The organism is Conexibacter sp. S30A1 (genome assembly GCF_023330665.1).
Classification (GTDB): domain Bacteria; phylum Actinomycetota; class Thermoleophilia; order Solirubrobacterales; family Solirubrobacteraceae; genus Palsa-465.
This window is the reverse complement of record NZ_CP097127.1, coordinates 2,754,209-2,770,917: the sequence shown is the minus strand read 5'-3', so window position 1 is coordinate 2,770,917 and position 16,709 is coordinate 2,754,209. Positions and strand designations below refer to the sequence as shown.

The window sequence follows — 16,709 nt, the reverse complement described above, 5'->3', positions numbered from 1 at the left end:
TACAGACGTCGATAGATAGCCTTGCGTACCTGTCAACCGAACGACCACGGAGCGCTCCCCACCATGCATGTGATCGCGATCGGCGGCAGCGACGCCGGCATCAGCACCGCTCTGCGGGCCCGCGAGCTCGATCCCGCCGTCGAGGTGACCGTCGTGGCCGCCGACGCCTATCCGAACTTCTCCATCTGCGGGATCCCGTACTACATCTCAGGCGAGGTGACGCACTGGCGTAACCTGGCACACCGCACCCGCGCCGACCTCGAGGCGACCGGCATGCGTCTGCGCCTGGACACGCGCGCGACCCGCATCCACGCAGACACCAGGCGGCTCGTTGTCGCAGACCGCAACGGCAACGAGGAGGCGCTCGGCTACGACGCGCTGATGATCGGCACCGGTGCGCTGCCGATCGCGCCGCCGATCGCCGGCCTGGATGCGCTTGGACCCGAGCAGGGCGTGCATCTGGTGCACTCGATGGACGACGCCTTCGCGCTGACAGACACGCTCGAGCGCGCCGGCATCTCCCGGGCCGTGATCGTCGGCGCCGGCTACATCGGCCTCGAGATGGCCGAGGGCCTCACGACCCGCGGCCTGCGGGTCACCCAGATCGAGCAGCTGCCCGAGGTGCTGCCGACGGTCGACCCAGAGCTCGGCGCGCTGGTCCACGCCGAGCTCGAGCAGCACGGCGTGACCGTCGCCTGCGGCACCCGTGTCGAGGCGATCGCGCCAGCCGAGCGCGGTGAGCGAGCGCTTGTCGTGAGCGCGACCGGCCCGGACGGCAAGCCGCGCAGCTACCCAGCTGATGTCGTACTGGTCGTCGTGGGCGTGCGCCCCAACAGCGAACTTGCGGCGAGCGCCGGTGTCAAGCTCGGCTTCAGGGACGCGATCGCCGTGGACCGCCGCATGCGCACGAACCTCCCGCACGTCTACGGCGCCGGCGACTGCGTCGAGACCCACCACCGGCTGCTCGGCACGACCTATCTTCCGCTCGGCACAACCGCGCACAAGCAGGGGCGCGTCGCGGCCGAGAACATCCTCGGGCGCGAGCGCGAGTTCGCAGGCAGCCTCGGCACGCAGGTCGTCAAGGTCTTTGACCTGGTGATCGCCCGCACCGGCCTGCGCGATCACGAAGCGCAGGCCGCCGGCTTTGAGCCGCTCACGGTCGCCTCCCGGGCCGACGACCACAAGGCCTACTACCCCGGCAGCCACCCGATCCAGATGCGCTTCACCGCCGAGCGGCGTGACGGGCGCCTGCTCGGGCTGCAGCTGGTTGGCCAACTCGGCAGCGAGGTCGCAAAGCGCGCCGACGTCGCCGCTGCCGCCATCCACAACGGGCTGACGATCTCAGAGCTCTCAGACCTCGACCTCTCCTACACCCCGCCGCTCGGCTCGCCGTGGGACGCGATCCAGCTGGGCGCCCAGACCTGGGAGCGCGCGGCACGCGCCGCCATCGGCTGAGCGCTTGACTTTGCGCCCCCCCCCCCCCCCCCAAATATCCTGCTTGTCATTCATAAGCTCAGACCCGCCTTGGTGGCTGTGCTCGCCTCCTGGCTGCTGCTCGGCGTGGGCAGCGTGGAGGCCGGGGCGCACGCGGCCGCCCGCGCCAAGCGCACGCATGCGGCGTATCCGGTGATATCGCTTGAGCGGGCCGGGCGCGGACGCTTCTACATCCGCACGTTCGCCGGCCTGAGCAACACAAAGCAGCCGACGTACTTCTTGAGTGGTCCTGGGCCGCTGCTGATCGCGCGCACAAGCGGCCGGGGAGACGGCTACATCCGCCTGCTCAAAGCCAGGGGCCGTTTCATCCACATCGATCTCACCTGCGCCGTCGGCGGCGGCTGGCTCAAGGTGCTGCACGGAAGCTCAGTGGTCTTCGCGGTCAAGCCGTGTGACGGCACCGGCTCATGGGGCAACGCCTACCCCGCAAGCGTCCTGCGCGGGCATGGGCGCTGGCGGATCGTGGCGCGAGCAACCACGACCTGGACGATCGCTGGGATCGCCGACTCACGGCGGGGCCAGTAGGGCGCCCGCCTGCGCCGCGAGCAGGGCAAGCGACTGGTCCCAGTGGCCGGGCCGCGGGGTCACGTGGGCGAGCGTGGCAAGCATCTCGCGGGCCCGCGCGACCCGCTCCCGCTGGCCGACGAGCTGCTCCTCGAGCTCTGCGTAGCGCTCGCGGCTGACCCACTCGAGCGGCCGCCACACACAGATCCCCAGGCACTCCTGCCAGTCCTCGATCCCGCCGCACTCAGGGCACCACCAGGCGGTCCTCACGTCCGGCGGCTCGGGCTCGGTCTCCTGGGCGCCGCCCGATGGGTGGGCGCGCAGCACGGCCCGGGCGATCTCCTGCGCCGCACGGTAGCCGGCCTCGCTCCCGCCTGAGCTCGGCGCCGCCAGCCGCTGGGCGGCCTGCGCGACCGCCCCGAGCAGCGCCCGCTGCTCAGCGAGCCGGCCGGCGAGCTCGTCGTATGCCTCGGCGTGGATCAGCTCGAGCTTCTCCTCGTTGCAGCCCGGCTCGCAGTCTGCGAACAGACGCAGCGACCCGCAGCCGATGCAGGTCGGGATCGTGACGCGCTCGGGCAGCGTCATCTGGCCAAAGCCGTTTCGCTCGCCAGGCCGGCGATCTGGATCACACAGCCCGCCTGGTCGGGGTCATGGGGCTCAAACAGCGTCAGCTTCGCGCCCGGCTCGATCCGGTCGAGCAACCCGCGGGTGATCCCGCGGTGCAGCGCACACACCACCGGCTGGTTGGCGCGCACCGCCTCGCGGTAGGGGCAGCTCCCGAGCCTGAAGACGGTGCGCCCGCTGCGCTCGCGCTCGTGCTGGGGCGCGAAGCCGAGCGCGGTGAGCGCCCTCCCCAGCGCCGCCTCCGAGCCGCCATCGCATCCGGGCACGAGCTGCGCGCCGACCTGGCGGCCCGCGCGCTCGAGCTCGCGCAGCCGTGCTGGACTCGGCGAGATGCTCTGGGCAAGCCAGCCGGCCAGGTTGGCGTAGGCCCCCGGCGGCTCGCTGCCCGGCGGCGCATCCGCCGCGACCGTCCACGCGTCCCGCGGGCGGCCGGTCGCCTGCGGCACGCGCTCGCGCGTGACCAGTCCGGCACGGCGCAGCCGCTCGAGGTGCAGACGCACGCCGCTTGCGTGCAGCCCCAGCGCGGCCGCCAGCTCGTCGGTCTGCGCCGGCCTGCCCAGGTCCGCAAGCCGCGCAAACAACTGGGCCCGCGTGCGCTGGCCCAGAACGTCGGCGGCATCGTCGGTGGCGGCTCCGGACACCCGTTCAGTCTCCCACAACCGGTCCGCGTCCTCGGATGTACAATAGTTTTACGAGCATGCTTCGTAAAACTATTTCGGACGGTAGATATGGCCTACGTAATCGCCGAGCCGTGCATCGGCACCAAGGACAGCTCCTGCGTCACGGTCTGCCCGGTTGACTGCATCCACCCGACCCCGGAGGAGCCGGCCTTCGCCACCGTCGAGATGCTCTACATCGACCCCGAGGAGTGCATCGACTGCGACGCGTGCGTGGAGGCCTGCCCGGTCGACGCAATCTTCCCCGAGGACCAGGTGCCCGAACAGTGGCAGCACTTCATCGCCATAAACGCGGAGTACTACCGCCGCGCTTGATCCGGATAGGCTGAGGGTCTCTGGCGATGTACAACGTCGCGTTCTTCTTCCACATCATCGGGGCGATCCTGTTGATCTCCGGGATCGTGCTCGCCGGCGTGGCCTTTGAGACCGCAAGGCGCCGGCGTGGTCCTGGCGAGATCGCGCTGCTGCTGTCGCTCACGCGTGCGGGCGTCGTGCTCGTGGCGGTCGGCTCGCTGCTTGCCGGTGGCTTCGGCCTGTGGCTCGTGCACCTCGGCAGGTGGAGCTACGGGACCGGCTGGGTCGACGCCTCGATCGTGCTCTACCTCGCCGCGCTCGCGCTCGGCGGCTTCGGCGGCCAGCGACCCAAGCAGGCACGGCTGCTTGCCGCCCGCCTGGCCCGGGACGACAAGCCGGCGAGCGCGGAGCTGCGCGCCCTGCTCGACGACCGCGCCTCGCTTGCGGCCAACTACGTCTCGCTGGCGCTGATGGTCGCGATCATCGCGCTGATGTGCTTCAAGCCCTGAGCACGCGTCGGCCCGCCCGTGGCGCTCACCGCGCTCGGACCAGCTCCAGCCAGCGCCCGTGATCGTTCTCGAAGCTGGCGGCGTCCCGGAACCCGAGCCTGCGCGCGACCGCCAGCGAGCGCTCGTTCCAGGCGGCGACCACAACGCGCTGTCTCGGTGCGCGCAGCAGATCATCGAGCGTCTCGAGCACCTCCGGCAGCCAGCCGCTCGCGATCCCCCGGCCGGTCAGGTCTGGCCGGAAGCCGTAGCCGATGTCGTCGATCTCGGACGCGGCCAGCTGGCCGGCGACCCGCGCGTCGGGCCCCACGCAGACGTATCCGACAAGCTCACCCTCGAAACGAATCGACCGGTAGCGGTTGACCGGGTCGAGCATCACGACGACGTCCGCCTCGGACCCGTCGTAGAAGTCGTATGGAGGCGCGTAGCGCCAGCTGGTGATCGCCCGCGCGTCGGCCTCAGACATTGGGGCCAGGTGGAGCACGACGAGGCAGTCTAAGCCGGCGTCCGGGCGAGTAGCGCGATCTGCTTGGCGACGGCCTGCCGGGCTTCGAGGCTGGCCGTGCCGAGCCTGGCGATCAGCCGGTCATGGCTGACGGTCCGCACCTGGTAGGCCTCGGCGTAGCTCACCCTGACGATGCCCCCCACCTCGAGCTCGATCGGGACGCCCGCTGGCCGCTCGGTACTCGTGAGCGGCACCACGATCGAGCGGCGTGCCGGCTGTAGGTTCATGCGATCGATGCTGACGATCAGCACCGGGCGAGCCTTTGCGATCTCGGTGCCTACGACCGGGTCGAGCGCGCACCACCACACCTCGCCCTGCCGTGGCGCGGTCACCGCCACATCGCAAAGTCTTCGCCGGCGTCAAGGCCATCCATCAGCGTGCCATCGAGCTCCGCGGACTCTTCGACCATCGCAGGATCATTGAGCGAGGCGACGATCCGACCCAGGAGCTCGTCTTCTTCAAGACGAGCAACGAGCTGATCGACGTAGTCGATCGTCGTGGTCGATGCCGCCCGCGCGAGCTCATTGAGGCGGTCCCTCGCGTGCTCGCTGACCCTGATCGTCGTAGCGGCTCTCATAAACGCGATCGTAGATGTCTGCGTAGACGCCGCGAGCCACGCCTCTCTGCTCAGATGAATTGGTACTACTGTGTGTGACACCATGCCGCTTGAGGCTGTTGACAAGGGCGACCCGCTGGCGTTGCACGAGCAGGTCGCCGCCCAGATCCGCCGCGCGATCGCCGACGGCGAGGCCGGCCCGGGCGACCGGCTGCCGCTGGCACGCGACCTGGCGGCCGTGCTGGGCGTGAACCGCAACACGGTCCTGCGGGCGCTGCACCTGTTGCGCGACGAGGGCCTGCTCGAGTTCCGTCGTGGCCGTGGGATCACCGTCACCGGCACCAGCGAGCAGAGCGACCTGCTCGTCCAGGTGCACGAGCTCGTCAGGGCCGCGCGGCGCAGCGGCTACCGCAAGAGCGAGCTGATCGCGATGATCGAGGCCACAGAGGGGTGAGCCGCTCGCTGATGGCTCGCGCGGCGAAGGCCCGGATCGCCCTCGCAACCGCCGCCGCCAGCGCCGTGGCGCTCCTCGCCTGCACACCCGCACAGGCGGCCTCCCACCCGGTCGCGCCATCACGCTTTGAGCCGGGCTCGTGCATCCTCTTCACCCCGACGGCCGGTAACCGGCATCTGCGGGTCTTCATCGACGCCGGCCACGGCGGCATCGACCCCGGCGGCACCGGCACCACGCTTGCCGGCAAGGCGGTCAGCGAGGCACCGCTCAACGTGCTGGTCGCCAGGGACGCGGCGGTGCTCTTGCGCCGCCGCGGCTTCAGCGTCGTGCTCTCGCGGACAGGGCCCAACCCGGTCGCGCGGCCGCAGCCGGGGGACTTCTCCGGCGGCCTCTACACCGTGCTCGGCGAGCGGCGCGAGCTCGTCGCGCGCAACCTCTGCGCCGACCTCTCGCACGCCAACATCGTGCTCGGGATCGACGAGGACGCGGCCGCCTCGCCACAGGCCGCCGGCAGCGTCACGCTCTATGACGCTCAGCGTCCCTACCACGCCGCCAACCTGCGCCTGGCGACGCTCGTGCAGCGCGACGTGCTCGCGAGCCTGGCCGCCAGCGGCCACTCGGTCCCCAACCTGGGCGTGCACAACGACGTCGGCTACGGCGACCTGGCCTCGGCGGGAGCCCAGGCCTACGGCCACCTGACGCTGCTCGGCCCGCCCAAGCGCGGCTATCTGCGCACGCCAACGCGGGTGCCGGCGGCACTGATCGAGCCGCTGTTTCTGACCAACGCGCCGGAGGCGACGCTGGCCGACTCGGCCGCCGGCCAGGAGGCGATCGCGCGCGGCTTGGCGCACGCCGCCGAGCAGTTCCTCGACCGCTGAGCGCCCCGTTAGGTTGGTGCTCCTCGGAGGGGCCCCGGGTGCCCACGATCACGCACAGTGCGTGGTGTTGCTCGGCGTCCTTCCCGATCTCGGTGTCGACCCGACCGTAATCGTGGCCGACATCGAAGCGGCCTAATCGGCGCTGCTCAACAACGGGTCGGCGCGGCGAGCCTTTGGCGATGAGCAACTTCACGTCCCGCACCTCATCGACTCCGAGGTCGCCAACGCGCACCGCCGTCACGTCGCGGCCGGGCGGCTGGCCCCCTATATTGCCTGGGAGGCGCTTGACCGCGTCGCTCTCGCCGAGCGCCTGGATTGCGCGCTCATGACAGCCGATGCCCGACTCGGCCGCGCGCCCGATACCCGCTGCGTCATCACCGTGGTGCCGCGGTAATCAATGCCCTGATTGGCCACCCGGGCGTCCGTGGACGACGGGTGCGATTGGGCATATCCGCTGAGCGGGGGCTGGAGCGCCAGCCAGGCGATGCTCGCCGACTCGGCCACCGGCCAAGAGGCGATAGCGCGCGGGCTGGCGCAGACTTCCGAGCAGTTCCCCGGTCGCTGAGCGACAATCGCGCCATGGGCTACACGATCCTCACCGCCGCCGACGCCCACTGGCGGCCGTCAAACCAGATGGGCGTCCAGAACACCGACCTGGCAAAGCAGCTCGGCGCCACGACGCTTGGCGCGAGGCTCTGGCGGCTTGCCCCCGGTCAGGCGTCCACGCGCCATCGCCACCGCGCGCAGCACGAACTCTACGTGCTGCTCGAAGGTACCGGCCGAGTGCGTGTCGGGTCGGACCTGCTGACGCTGACACCGCTGTCAAGCCTGCTGGTCGAACCGGGCGAGGTGCGCCAGGTCTTCAACGACACCGAGGCGGACGCGCTGTGGCTGATCGTCGGCGCGCCGGCCGAAGCCGCGAACACGCTCGAGATGACCCCGGAGCTGCTGGCTGAGCTATATCCCGACGGACCGAGGGCGCTACCGCCCGAGCTCTCGTAGGCGCCCAGGTCTCCGCGCCGGGACCCTGCCGCCGGCCCCGCGCCTCAGCCGATCACAACCGTCTGCAGGTCGGTGAGCGAGTCAAAGGCGTGGCGGCCACCGACCCGGCCCACACCGCTGAGCGTGCCCGCACGCCCGCCGAAGGGCAGGTGGTTCTCCCAGTAGTTGGTCGTCTCGTTGATGTTCACAAGCCCAGTCCGCGCCTGGTCGGCAAAGCGCAACGCGGCGGCCAAATCGGCGGTGAAGATCGCCGCCAAAAGCCCGTAGGGCGAGGCGTTTGTCAGCGCGATCGCCTCCTCCAGCGAGCCGATGCCGATCACCGGCGCGATCGGCCCGAAGGTCTCCTCGGTCGCCGCAAGCGCGTCGGCGGGTACCCCGTCGATCACCGTCGCCGGCCAGTAGAGGTCGGTCGGGAACCCCTGGGCCCGCCGACCGCCGGCCACCACCCGCGCGCCGCGCGCAACCGCGTCGGCCACATGGGCGTCCATCTTGGCCGCCACCGCGTCGTTGTTGAGCGGCCCGAGCTGGGTGCCGTCAGCGAACGGGTCACCGAGCGTCGCCTGCGCGCCCGCCAGCTCCGCCAGCGCCGCGACGAAGCGCTCGCGCACAGCCTCGTGCACCAGGATCCGCTCACCGGCGGTGCAGCTCTGCCCGGCGCAGAGGAAGCACCCAACCACGGCCGCGCGCGCGGCCGCGTCGATGTCGGCGTCCTCCATCACCACCAGCGGCCCGTTGCCACCCATCTCGAGCAGCAGCCGCTTACCCGCCGCGCGGCGGGCGATCGCAAGACCGGTGGCGGTCGAGCCGATGAACCCCACCGCGGCCACGTCGGGGTGGCCGACGAGCTCGTCGCCGACCACCGGCCCGGGGCCGGTCACGAAGTTGAACACGCCCGCCGGCAGATCGGCGTCGGCGATCGCCGCGGCCAGCAGCGCCGAGCAGTACGCGGTGCTCGGCGCGGGCGTCCAGACGACCGTGTTGCCGGCCGCAAGCGCCGGCGCGATGATCTCAGCCGGCATCGTGTAGGGCCAGTTCCAGGGGGTCACGACCGCCACGGGGCCGACTGCACGGCGCATCACCAGCACCCGCTTGCCAGGCCCCATGCTCGACGGGATCGAGCCCTCGAGCCGCACGCCGTCCTCGGCGGCGGCGTGCCACATCGCCACCAGCTCGTCAACCTCGTCGTAGGCCTCCGCCAGCGGCTTGCCCTGGTCGAGCGTCGCCGCCCGCGCGAGCTCGTCGCGGCGCGCGGCGCACACCTCCCCGATGCGGTGAAGCGCGCGAGCGCGGGCAAAGGCCGTCTCGCCCGACCAGCCGCGAAACGCCGCCAGCGCGGCGGCCACGGCCGCCTGAGCGTCCTCGCGGTCGCCCTGCGCCACCTGCGCGATCTCCTCGCCGGTGGCGGGGCTCGTCGCCGGCAAGGTCTCGCCGGCCAGCGCAGGCTGCCAGCGCCCACCGATCAGCAGCTCAGTTGCCATCTGCCACAACCCCAGCTTCAATCATCGGGACCCCCCAGTTGACTTACGAACCGAAACGGTGATATATGAGTCTAATAACAGTGATGTGGCGTGGCGATATCTAGAGCTTCGAATACTGACCGGGAGGGTTTCAGGTGAGCGCGATTCTCCCCGATCTGGTCGACGAGGGCGAAAGGCTGCTCGCGCTCGCGCGGGAGCGCGGCGCGACCTTTGCGTTGCTCGGCGGCGTCGCCGTACGCCTGCACGCCCCGGAGGTTCCCCCGTCGCTTGACCGCGAGTACAAGGACCTGGACTTCGCGGTGCCGCGCGGTGGCGGGCGCGTCGCCGGACAGCTGCTGACCGACGCGGGCTACGAGCCGCAGGTGGTCTTCAACGCGATGAACGGCAAGGAGCGGCTGCTCTTCCACGACACCGAGCACGGTCGTCAGGTCGATGTCTTCGTCGGCTCGTTTCGCATGTGCCACGAGATCCCGCTCTCAGACCGCCTCGAGGCTGGCGCTGACACGGTGCCGCTGGCCGAGCTTCTGCTGACCAAGCTGCAGATCATCGAGCTCAACGAGAAGGACATCCGAGACACGGTGCTCATCCTGCACGGCCACGATGTCGCAGACCACGACCAGGACGCTGTCAACGGCGCCCGTGTCGCCGCGCTCTGCGCCGAGGACTGGGGGCTGTGGCGCACGATCACCGCCAACCTTGAGCGCTGCGTCACCGAGGTCGACGTCTACGAGCTGCATGAGCAGGACCGCGGTCGCGTGCGCGACCGGCTGAGGGCGCTGCTCGACCACATCGAGGCCGCCCCCAAGGGCCGCGGCTGGAAGCTCCGGGCCAAGATCGGAGAACGCAAACGCTGGTATGACCTGCCCGAGGAGGTCCAGCGGTGAACAAGGAGCTGACCCCGTGAGGATCTTCTTTGCAACCGACGTGCACGGGTCGGAGACCTGCTGGCGCAAGTTCCTGAACTCCGGCAAGCACTACAAGGCCGACGTGATCATCCTCGGCGGCGACATGACCGGCAAGGCGCTCGTGCCGATCATCTCTGACGGCGGCGGCAACTGGCACTCCACGCTGCTGGAGAACCGTGAGGTGCTCTCGGGCGAAGAGCAGGTCGCTGCCTTTGAGCAGGCTGTCAAGCGCCGTGGCTACTACCCGTTTCGGACCGACCCCGACGCCCTGGCCGAGCTCAGCGCCGACGAGGGCCGCTGGCACGCGCTCTTTGACGAGCACATGCTGAACACGGTGCGCGAGTGGATGGAGCTGGCCGACGAGCGCCTGGCAGGCACCGGCATCCGCTGCTTCGTCTGCCCCGGCAACGACGACCAGCTCGAGGTCGACGACGTCGTGCTCGAGGCCAAGGCGGTCGAGCTCGGCGAGGGCCGCGTGGTCGAGTTCGGCGGCTACCAGATGGTCTCGAGCGGCTGGGCCAACCGCACCCCCTGGGACACCTACCGCGAAGAGGACGAGCCGGAGCTCGCCAAGCGGATCGAGGCGATGGTCTCGCAGGTCACAAACCCGCCCGAGCGCACGATCTTCAGCCTGCACTGCCCGCCCTACGGCACGGGCCTTGACGACGCGCCGGAGCTGACCGCGGAGATGGACCTCAAGGACGCGGGCCACGCCGTCAAGCCGGTCGGCTCGACGGCGGTGCGTGAGGCGATCGAACGCTTCGGGCCGGCGCTCTCACTGCACGGCCACATCCACGAGTCACGCGGCACCAGAAGGCTCGGCAAGACGTTGTGCGTGAACCCCGGCAGCTCCTACGAACAGGGGCAGCTGCTGGGCGCCGTGATCGATATCGAGAACGGCAAGCAGGTCAAGAAGTTCGTCCTAACAAGCGGATGAGGAGGGAGTTCTAATGGCGGCTACCGCTACGGGTGGCAGCGAGTACGAGGAGCGCGCCGTATTCGTGCGCAAGGCCACGGGCCTGGTGCGCGGCTGGTCGGTGCGCGACGCGTTCATCTACGCGACCTTCGCGATCAATCTGGTCACGCTGGGCTGGTTCATCTTCGCCTCGGCGCCGTTCATCCCCAACGGGGGACTCCTGTGGTCGGTGATCGTCTCCGGCGCGTTTCTGATCTTCCAGGCGATCACCTACGCCGGCCTGATCTCGGTGATGCCACGCGCAGGTGGCGACTACGTCTGGATGAGCCGCGTGCTCGGCGGCGGGATCGGCTTCGTGCTGGCGGTCGCCGGCTGGTGGTTCATCCTCTGGTACTGGGTCCCGATCTACGCCAACATCCTCAACATCGAGGTGCTGGGGCCGCTGTCGGCGATCGTCGGCTGGCACGGTGGGGTGACCTTCTGGTCCGGACACCTGGGCGTGTTCGTCGCCTCGGTGATCACCGCCGGGCTGGCCTCGTTGTTCATCGCGCTGGGCATCCGCACCTATGGGCGGATCCAGAAGATCTGCTTCTACGGCGGCCTGATCGGGTTGGCGGTGATGGCGATCATGCTGCTTGTGACCTCGCACGCGGCCTTCATCAGCGACTTCAACAGTCAGGCTCACAAGCTCTACGGAACGACCGGCAACGCCTATGCGGCCACCCTGAAGGCCGGCACCAAGGGCTACACCCCGGCCTCCGTCGGCTCGTTCAACTTCAGCGGCGTGCTGGTGCTGATCCCGATGCTTCTGTTCTTCAACCTCTGGTCCAACTGGGGCGCAACCCTGTACGGCGAGGTCCGTGGCGCCTCCGACTTCCGCAAGAACATCTACGCGATGGGCGGCGCCCTGATCGCCACCACGATCGTCGCCGGGATCTTCTTCCTGCTGTTCTCAAAGACGTTCGGCTGGAACTTCTACATGGGCGGCAACAACGCCTACTACGCCGGCACGCTGCCGATCGGCGTCTTCCCCTACCCGGCGACGCTGGCGGCGATGATCTTCTCGAGCCCCGTGCTGCAGTTCGTGCTGATCGCGGTGATGTCGCTGTGGTTCTTCGGCTGGGTCGGATCGGTGTTCCTGTCCTCAACCCGGGTGGTGTTCGCGGCCTCGTTTGACCGCATCCTGCCCGAGAAGGTCGCAAGCGTCTCGCGCAACGGCGTGCCGTTCTGGGCGCTGGCGCTGATGCTGGTGCCGTCGATCCCACTGGCGGCGCTCTACGCGTGGAGCAAGACGTTTGAGTCCTACACCCTGGACGCGACGCTGGTGATCGCGATCACGTTCCTCGGCACCACCGTCTCGGCGGCGATCCTGCCGTGGCGCAAGCCGGAGATCTACAACGCCTCGCCGATCGCCAAGTACAAGGTGCTGGGCCTGCCGCTGATCACGGCCGCCGCGATCATGTTCGCGGTCATCCTGATCTGGGCGCTCGTCAAGTGGTTCTCGGACGCCGCCTACGGAGTCAACAACACCGACTCCTACTACCTGATGGGCGGCATGTACGTGCTCGCGATCGGCATCTACGTCGTATCGCAGATCGTGCGCAAACGCCAGGGGATAGACCTCAGCCTCGTCTACGGGGAGATCCCGGCCGAGTAGCGCCGGGGGATCCTGAGGGCCGCTTCACCCCGCCCGCCGTCCCGCTGGACGGCGGGCGGGACCACCGCGCTCAGCAGCACACCCCATGACCGTAAGCGTCTTTGAGCTCTTCTCGGTCGGCATCGGCCCCTCCAGCTCGCACACGGTCGGGCCGATGCGCGCGGCGCGGCGTTTCACCGAGGCGCTCGAGCACGACCACGGGCTCGACGCGGTCGCACGCGTGCGGGTCGAGCTCTACGGCTCGCTGGCGCTGACCGGCCACGCCCACGGCACGCACACGGCGGTGCTGATGGGGCTCGAGGGCGAGCGCCCCGAGACGATCGCGGTCGCCTCGGTGCCGGCCCGCGTTGAGACGATCGAGCGCGCCTGCCAGCTAGCCCTGCTGGGCCGCCACCAGATCGCCTTTGACCCGGCCGCCGACATCGTCCGCCGCCGCGGCGAGCGCCGGCCGGAGTACTCAAACGCCCTCAGCTTCAGCGCCCACGACGCGCGCGGCGCCCAACTGGCCAGCGAGACGTTCTTCTCGATCGGCGGCGGCTTCATCCTGAGCGAGGCGGAGCTCAAGGCGGGTCCGCCACCGGCGCCGGCGCTGCCGCACCCGTTTCACAGCGCCGCCGAGCTGGTCGCCGCGGCCGAGATAGCCGAGCTCACGATCGGCGAGCTGGCGCGCGCCAACGAGCTGGCGCTGCGCAGCCAGGAGGAGCTTCAGGCGGGGCTTGCGCTGATCTGGACGACGATGCAGGAGTGCGTGGCCCGCGGGCTGACCCAGGAGGGGGAGCTGCCCGGCGGGCTGCACGTCCCGCGCCGCGCCGCCAAGCTGCACGCGCAGCTGGCCGTCTGCGACCGGGACGAGCCGCTGCGCCAGCTCGAGTGGGTGAACCTGTTCGCGCTCAGCGTCAACGAGGAGAACGCCGCGGGCGGCAGGGTCGTGACCGCCCCGACCAACGGCGCCGCCGGCGTGGTGCCCGCGGTCCTTCACTACTACGCCCGCTTCGTGCCCGGTGCCGACGAGGAGGGCGTGCACCGCTTCCTGCTGGCGGCGGCGGCGATCGGCTCGATCGTCAAGGAGAACGCCTCCATCTCCGGCGCCGATGTCGGCTGCCAGGGCGAGATCGGCTCGGCCTGCTCGATGGCCGCCGCCGGCCTCTGCGAGGTGCTGGGCGGCACGCCCCGCCAGGTGGAGAACGCCGCCGAGATCGCGATGGAGCACAACCTGGGCCTGACCTGCGACCCGATCGGCGGGCTGGTGCAGGTGCCGTGCATCGAGCGCAACGCGATCGCCGCAGTCAAGGCGATCAACGCCTGCCAGCTTGCATTGCGCGGCGACGGCAGCCACTATGTGTCACTGGACGCCGTGATCCGCACGATGTATGCAACCGGCAAAGACATGAGCGACCGTTACAAAGAGACCTCGCTGGGCGGCCTGGCCGTCAACGTGGTCGAGTGCTGATCAGGGCCTGGTCCGCGCTTTGCCGCGCCCTGCCGGGCGCCTTTGTCATCGTGTTGCTCGTGGCCGGCGGCGCCCGCGCGGCGAGCCCCGGCGCCGCGAGGACGCTGCTCGCCCGCACGGTGGCCGACGCGCGCTCGCAGCAATCCTTCCACGAGCTGATCTCACAGGTGGAGAGCGGCGCCCGCGTCGGCTTCGTGGCCGACATCGGGGCGAGCGCCGGCAGACAGGAGATCACCACCTCGAGCGGGGTGCGCGCGGTGGTGATCGTCGCCTCGGGCCGCGCCTACCTGTCCGGCAATTACACGGCGCTGGCGCACTACTTCGGCTTCCCCGCGGCGGTCGCCGCGGCTATCGGCTCGCGCTGGGTTAGCTTCAGCCACGCCGACTCGGGCTACGGCAGCGTGGCCGTCGATGTGACCGCGCCGTCGGCCATCGCCGAGCTCGTGCCCGTCGGTGCCCTGCGCCTGCACACTGGCGTGCGAGTCGCGGGTCGGCGCCTGACCGCGATCGACGGGGCCATGCCAGGCGCGCCCAAGGGCGTCTCAAGCACACAGACCCTGTATGTGACCGGCGGTTCGGACCCACTGCCGGTGCGGGTCTCCACACAGCTTCGCCGCGGCGGGCACATCGTCGCACACGGCACGATCCTGATCTCCGCCTGGGGTGAGCGTGTGGCGCCCGCACCGCCACAGCGGCCGGTCGCGGTCACGGGGCTCGCCGCGCTCGCCCACCGCCTGGCCGAGATGACGATCCCCAAGGCCCCCGGCTATCTCGCCTTCCTCGGCCCGGGCGAGCGGCCGCCGGTGATCGGGCGTCCCTGGGGGCGAGCCTGCCAGGCGGTGCGCTTCGTGCTGTCGGGCTCGCTGCCCGCCGCGATCTCCGCGCGTATCGTGAAGCTTGTCGCCGCCGCCCGCGCCCAGGGGCTCGCGGTCAGCACCGCGCCCACGCCCGGGGCTGTGCGGGTCGCGATCACGGCCGCCAGCGCGGCGCGGCGCGGCGCCCCCGGCCAGGTGATCGCCTCAAGCCCCAGCACGCGCAAGCTGCCCGGCGGGCGCAACGTCGCGCTCACCGGCCTTTCCGCCACCCTCTTCACCGGACCACTGGCCAGCCACCCCGGTCGCCTCGCCCTGGCGATCCGCCGGCTGATCGCGCTCAGCCAGGGGATCGGCTCGAGCACCCTTGCCGGCTCCGGGCTCTCGGCGCACGGCGCCAGCGGCTTCACCACCGCCGATGTCACGGCGCTGCTCTACACGAGCGGCTGCAGCGCCGTCGCGCCGGGCGGGCTCGCCGCCTGAGCACGGGGCCGGCGCCGCCGTGCCCGCCGTCACGGGTGCCAGAGGTACCAGACGCGGTAGGCACCGCCCGGAGTGCGCATGACGAACACGGTCCCGATCTCGCCCGACCCGGTCACATGCGGGAAGCGCAGGTTCACCACCACGTTACGGTCGACCATCTCCGAGCCGCACAGCAGTCGTGTCGCGTCCCTCCAGGAGCGGAACTTCCCGGCCAGGGACGCGTTCAGCACCCGACTGCCTCTATCCATGCGGTCCGTGCGCCTGGCCCATGAGCCTGGGAATTGGCTACGGGGCACGTGGGTCATGAAGTGCTGCGCCGCGCGGCCCGCTGCCCGCTGGAAGCCACGCCTGGGAATCGCCGCCGCGTGCGCCGGGCAGACCCAGGCACTGCGACGCTGGCCCTTGACCCCAGCTCCATGAGCGAGCCGAACCGAAGACACGCCGACGACGCAGGCGGCCACAGCGACCGCGGCCACAGCGCGAGCCGAAACCGCAGAGAGACCCTCATGGAGATTCATCGTAGAGGCTTCTCCACGGCTGTGTGGAACTCCGGTGGGTCGGGGATCACGGTGGCGGCCGATCGCCGGGTCCGTTGCGCTCGGCGCTCCAGCGCCGGAAGATCTCCGTGAACTCGTCGGCAACCTCGGGTGCGAGATCTTCCGGCACAAGCCGTCCGGTTAGTCGCAGCGTCTCGTGCATCTGCGCGAGGTAGACGGTGCAATGCGGGCAGATGGCCAGATGGCGCTCGAAGCGCCGCCGGTCGCGTGGCGACAGCGCATCCTCGAGGTAGTCACTGACCAGCTCGACGACCTGCTGGCACACGAGTTCTTGGCGGCGTAGCACGGGCCTCAACATCCTCCGATTGCGTCTTCCAGCGCCTGGCGCAGGCGGCCGCGTCCACGGTGTAGCAGCACCCGCTCATTGACGGCCGAGAGGCCCAGCACCTGGCACACCTCGTCGCTGCGCAGCTGATCGACATCGCGCAGCATAACCACCGCCCGCTGGCGGGCCGGCATCCGCTCGAGCTCCTCACGGATCACGGGCGCCAGCGTGTCCGCGCTCAGCCGGGCCTCCACATCCTCAGCCCACTGCTCGGGCGGCGTCGACCAGCCACCGCCCGCGTTGAAGCGCGCGGCGTCGACCGCCGGGGTGGGATCGGCGCTCGGCACCGTCCGCGCCTCGCGAGCGCCGGTGCTGCGAGCGCGATTGACGAGGATCGCCAGAAGCCAGGTGCGCAGCGAAGAGCGGCCCTCGAAGTTCTCGATTCCGTGCAGCACAGCCACCCAGGTGTCCTGCACGATCTCCTCGGCGACCGCCTGGCTCTGGACGAAGGTTCGCGCCAGGCGCAGCATCGGATCGTGGTGTCGTTCGACGAGTGCGCTGAACGCGGCCTCGTCCCCGGACCGCAGCCGCTCGAGCAGCTGCGCGTCATCATCCGCGCCACCGGGGCCGGCGATGGGCCTGCGATTGCGCGGCTTGAAGCGGGGCATGTCGCCTGGAGGAGCGTAGACGGC

Annotated in this window: 21 protein-coding genes; 12 read left to right on the top strand and 9 right to left on the bottom strand. The window is 70.3% G+C overall.

Translation table 11 applies throughout. The features are described 5' to 3' along the window. Positions 1-63: 63 nt before the first annotated feature. The gene (locus tag M3M54_RS13310; protein WP_249019526.1) at positions 64-1,455 is read left to right on the top strand and encodes an FAD/NAD(P)-binding oxidoreductase; all 1,392 of its coding nucleotides are present in this window, start codon (positions 64-66) and stop codon (positions 1,453-1,455) included. A gap of 72 nt (positions 1,456-1,527) precedes the next feature. Then, entirely contained in the window at positions 1,528-2,019 is a 492-nt protein-coding gene (locus M3M54_RS13305; RefSeq protein WP_249019525.1) for a hypothetical protein, read from the top strand. Here M3M54_RS13305 and M3M54_RS13300 read toward each other — a convergent pair. Next, entirely contained in the window at positions 2,002-2,583 is a 582-nt protein-coding gene (locus M3M54_RS13300; protein WP_249019524.1) for a hypothetical protein, read from the bottom strand. The genes M3M54_RS13305 and M3M54_RS13300 overlap by 18 nt on opposite strands. Further along, complete coding sequence (locus tag M3M54_RS13295) at positions 2,580-3,263, bottom strand: metalloregulator ArsR/SmtB family transcription factor (RefSeq protein ID WP_249019523.1); 684 nt, start codon at positions 3,261-3,263, stop codon at positions 2,580-2,582. The genes M3M54_RS13300 and M3M54_RS13295 overlap by 4 nt, the downstream gene beginning before the upstream one ends. Before the next feature lie 87 nt (positions 3,264-3,350). Here M3M54_RS13295 and M3M54_RS13290 point away from each other — a divergent pair, with 87 nt between their 5' ends. Together M3M54_RS13290 and M3M54_RS13285 are read left to right on the top strand one after the other, a co-directional pair. Next, on the top strand, positions 3,351-3,614 hold the full coding sequence (locus M3M54_RS13290) for a ferredoxin family protein (protein ID WP_249019522.1): 264 nt from the start codon (positions 3,351-3,353) through the stop codon (positions 3,612-3,614). A 26-nt stretch (positions 3,615-3,640) separates the two neighbouring features. Next, positions 3,641-4,102, top strand: a complete 462-nt coding sequence (locus tag M3M54_RS13285; protein ID WP_249019521.1) for a DUF2269 family protein — start codon at positions 3,641-3,643, stop codon at positions 4,100-4,102. A gap of 25 nt (positions 4,103-4,127) precedes the next feature. Here M3M54_RS13285 and M3M54_RS13280 read toward each other — a convergent pair whose 3' ends face one another. The 3 genes from M3M54_RS13280 to M3M54_RS13270 are packed head-to-tail and all read right to left on the bottom strand — an operon-like array spanning position 4,128 to position 5,181. Next, positions 4,128-4,565, bottom strand: coding sequence for a GNAT family N-acetyltransferase (locus tag M3M54_RS13280; protein ID WP_249019520.1), 438 nt, complete (start codon positions 4,563-4,565; stop codon positions 4,128-4,130). 29 nt (positions 4,566-4,594) lie between these two features. Next, the gene (locus M3M54_RS13275; RefSeq protein WP_249019519.1) at positions 4,595-4,936 is read right to left on the bottom strand and encodes a type II toxin-antitoxin system PemK/MazF family toxin; all 342 of its coding nucleotides are present in this window, start codon (positions 4,934-4,936) and stop codon (positions 4,595-4,597) included. Next, positions 4,933-5,181, bottom strand: coding sequence for a hypothetical protein (locus M3M54_RS13270; RefSeq protein WP_249019518.1), 249 nt, complete (start codon positions 5,179-5,181; stop codon positions 4,933-4,935). The genes M3M54_RS13275 and M3M54_RS13270 overlap by 4 nt, the downstream gene beginning before the upstream one ends. An 82-nt stretch (positions 5,182-5,263) precedes the next feature. Here M3M54_RS13270 and M3M54_RS13265 point away from each other — a divergent pair, with 82 nt between their 5' ends. The 3 genes from M3M54_RS13265 to M3M54_RS13255 all read left to right on the top strand — a co-directional run bounded on the left by M3M54_RS13265 (position 5,264) and on the right by M3M54_RS13255 (position 7,494). Further along, a complete protein-coding gene (locus tag M3M54_RS13265) occupies positions 5,264-5,614 on the top strand; it encodes a GntR family transcriptional regulator (RefSeq protein ID WP_249019517.1) in 351 nt (116 codons plus the stop codon). An 11-nt stretch (positions 5,615-5,625) separates the two neighbouring features. Then, positions 5,626-6,492, top strand: coding sequence for an N-acetylmuramoyl-L-alanine amidase (locus M3M54_RS13260; RefSeq protein WP_249019516.1), 867 nt, complete (start codon positions 5,626-5,628; stop codon positions 6,490-6,492). A 579-nt stretch (positions 6,493-7,071) separates the two neighbouring features. Next, positions 7,072-7,494: a cupin domain-containing protein gene (locus M3M54_RS13255; protein ID WP_249019515.1), complete on the top strand. Its 423-nt coding sequence runs from the start codon at positions 7,072-7,074 to the stop codon at positions 7,492-7,494. A gap of 44 nt (positions 7,495-7,538) precedes the next feature. Here the strand turns inward: M3M54_RS13255 and M3M54_RS13250 are convergent, their stop codons facing one another. Next, on the bottom strand, positions 7,539-8,972 hold the full coding sequence (locus tag M3M54_RS13250) for an aldehyde dehydrogenase (protein WP_249019514.1): 1,434 nt from the start codon (positions 8,970-8,972) through the stop codon (positions 7,539-7,541). 134 nt (positions 8,973-9,106) lie between these two features. On the opposite strand from M3M54_RS13250, the gene M3M54_RS13245 reads away from it, so the two are divergent. From M3M54_RS13245 to M3M54_RS13225, 5 genes are all read left to right on the top strand, one after another. Next, positions 9,107-9,856, top strand: coding sequence for a nucleotidyltransferase family protein (locus M3M54_RS13245; protein ID WP_249019513.1), 750 nt, complete (start codon positions 9,107-9,109; stop codon positions 9,854-9,856). A 16-nt stretch (positions 9,857-9,872) separates the two neighbouring features. After that, positions 9,873-10,814, top strand: coding sequence for a metallophosphoesterase (locus tag M3M54_RS13240; RefSeq protein WP_249019512.1), 942 nt, complete (start codon positions 9,873-9,875; stop codon positions 10,812-10,814). Between the two features lie 13 nt (positions 10,815-10,827). Then, positions 10,828-12,450, top strand: coding sequence for an APC family permease (locus tag M3M54_RS13235; protein ID WP_249019511.1), 1,623 nt, complete (start codon positions 10,828-10,830; stop codon positions 12,448-12,450). 85 nt (positions 12,451-12,535) lie between these two features. Continuing rightward, positions 12,536-13,900, top strand: a complete 1,365-nt coding sequence (locus M3M54_RS13230) for an L-serine ammonia-lyase (RefSeq protein ID WP_249019510.1) — start codon at positions 12,536-12,538, stop codon at positions 13,898-13,900. Continuing rightward, positions 13,894-15,195 carry a hypothetical protein gene (locus M3M54_RS13225; protein WP_249019509.1) on the top strand — a complete coding sequence of 434 codons (1,302 nt, stop codon included), beginning with the start codon at positions 13,894-13,896 and terminating at the stop codon, positions 15,193-15,195. The genes M3M54_RS13230 and M3M54_RS13225 overlap by 7 nt, the downstream gene beginning before the upstream one ends. 29 nt (positions 15,196-15,224) lie before the next feature. Here M3M54_RS13225 and M3M54_RS13220 read toward each other — a convergent pair whose 3' ends face one another. The 3 genes from M3M54_RS13220 to M3M54_RS13210 all read right to left on the bottom strand — a co-directional run bounded on the left by M3M54_RS13220 (position 15,225) and on the right by M3M54_RS13210 (position 16,685). After that, positions 15,225-15,425 carry a hypothetical protein gene (locus M3M54_RS13220; RefSeq protein WP_249019508.1) on the bottom strand — a complete coding sequence of 67 codons (201 nt, stop codon included), beginning with the start codon at positions 15,423-15,425 and terminating at the stop codon, positions 15,225-15,227. Between the two features lie 334 nt (positions 15,426-15,759). Then, entirely contained in the window at positions 15,760-16,050 is a 291-nt protein-coding gene (locus M3M54_RS13215; RefSeq protein ID WP_249019507.1) for a zf-HC2 domain-containing protein, read from the bottom strand. After that, the gene (locus M3M54_RS13210; protein ID WP_249019506.1) at positions 16,044-16,685 is read right to left on the bottom strand and encodes an RNA polymerase sigma factor; all 642 of its coding nucleotides are present in this window, start codon (positions 16,683-16,685) and stop codon (positions 16,044-16,046) included. The genes M3M54_RS13215 and M3M54_RS13210 overlap by 7 nt, the downstream gene beginning before the upstream one ends. Between the last annotated feature and the right edge of the window lie 24 nt (positions 16,686-16,709).

Bases quoted from the DNA above. Each gene is read 5' to 3' on its own strand.
- M3M54_RS13310 (WP_249019526.1), top strand. From the start codon at position 64: ATGCATGTGATCGCGATCGGCGGCAGCGACGCCGGCATCAGCACCGCT.
- M3M54_RS13300 (WP_249019524.1), bottom strand. From the start codon at position 2,583: ATGACGCTGCCCGAGCGCGTCACGATCCCGACCTGCATCGGCTGCGGG.
- M3M54_RS13290 (WP_249019522.1), top strand. From the start codon at position 3,351: ATGGCCTACGTAATCGCCGAGCCGTGCATCGGCACCAAGGACAGCTCC.
- M3M54_RS13285 (WP_249019521.1), top strand. From the start codon at position 3,641: ATGTACAACGTCGCGTTCTTCTTCCACATCATCGGGGCGATCCTGTTG.
- M3M54_RS13280 (WP_249019520.1), bottom strand. From the start codon at position 4,565: ATGTCTGAGGCCGACGCGCGGGCGATCACCAGCTGGCGCTACGCGCCT.
- M3M54_RS13270 (WP_249019518.1), bottom strand. From the start codon at position 5,181: ATGAGAGCCGCTACGACGATCAGGGTCAGCGAGCACGCGAGGGACCGC.
- M3M54_RS13265 (WP_249019517.1), top strand. From the start codon at position 5,264: ATGCCGCTTGAGGCTGTTGACAAGGGCGACCCGCTGGCGTTGCACGAG.
- M3M54_RS13260 (WP_249019516.1), top strand. From the start codon at position 5,626: ATGGCTCGCGCGGCGAAGGCCCGGATCGCCCTCGCAACCGCCGCCGCC.
- M3M54_RS13255 (WP_249019515.1), top strand. From the start codon at position 7,072: ATGGGCTACACGATCCTCACCGCCGCCGACGCCCACTGGCGGCCGTCA.
- M3M54_RS13250 (WP_249019514.1), bottom strand. From the start codon at position 8,972: ATGGCAACTGAGCTGCTGATCGGTGGGCGCTGGCAGCCTGCGCTGGCC.
- M3M54_RS13235 (WP_249019511.1), top strand. From the start codon at position 10,828: ATGGCGGCTACCGCTACGGGTGGCAGCGAGTACGAGGAGCGCGCCGTA.
- M3M54_RS13230 (WP_249019510.1), top strand. From the start codon at position 12,536: ATGACCGTAAGCGTCTTTGAGCTCTTCTCGGTCGGCATCGGCCCCTCC.
- M3M54_RS13215 (WP_249019507.1), bottom strand. From the start codon at position 16,050: ATGTTGAGGCCCGTGCTACGCCGCCAAGAACTCGTGTGCCAGCAGGTC.
- M3M54_RS13210 (WP_249019506.1), bottom strand. From the start codon at position 16,685: ATGCCCCGCTTCAAGCCGCGCAATCGCAGGCCCATCGCCGGCCCCGGT.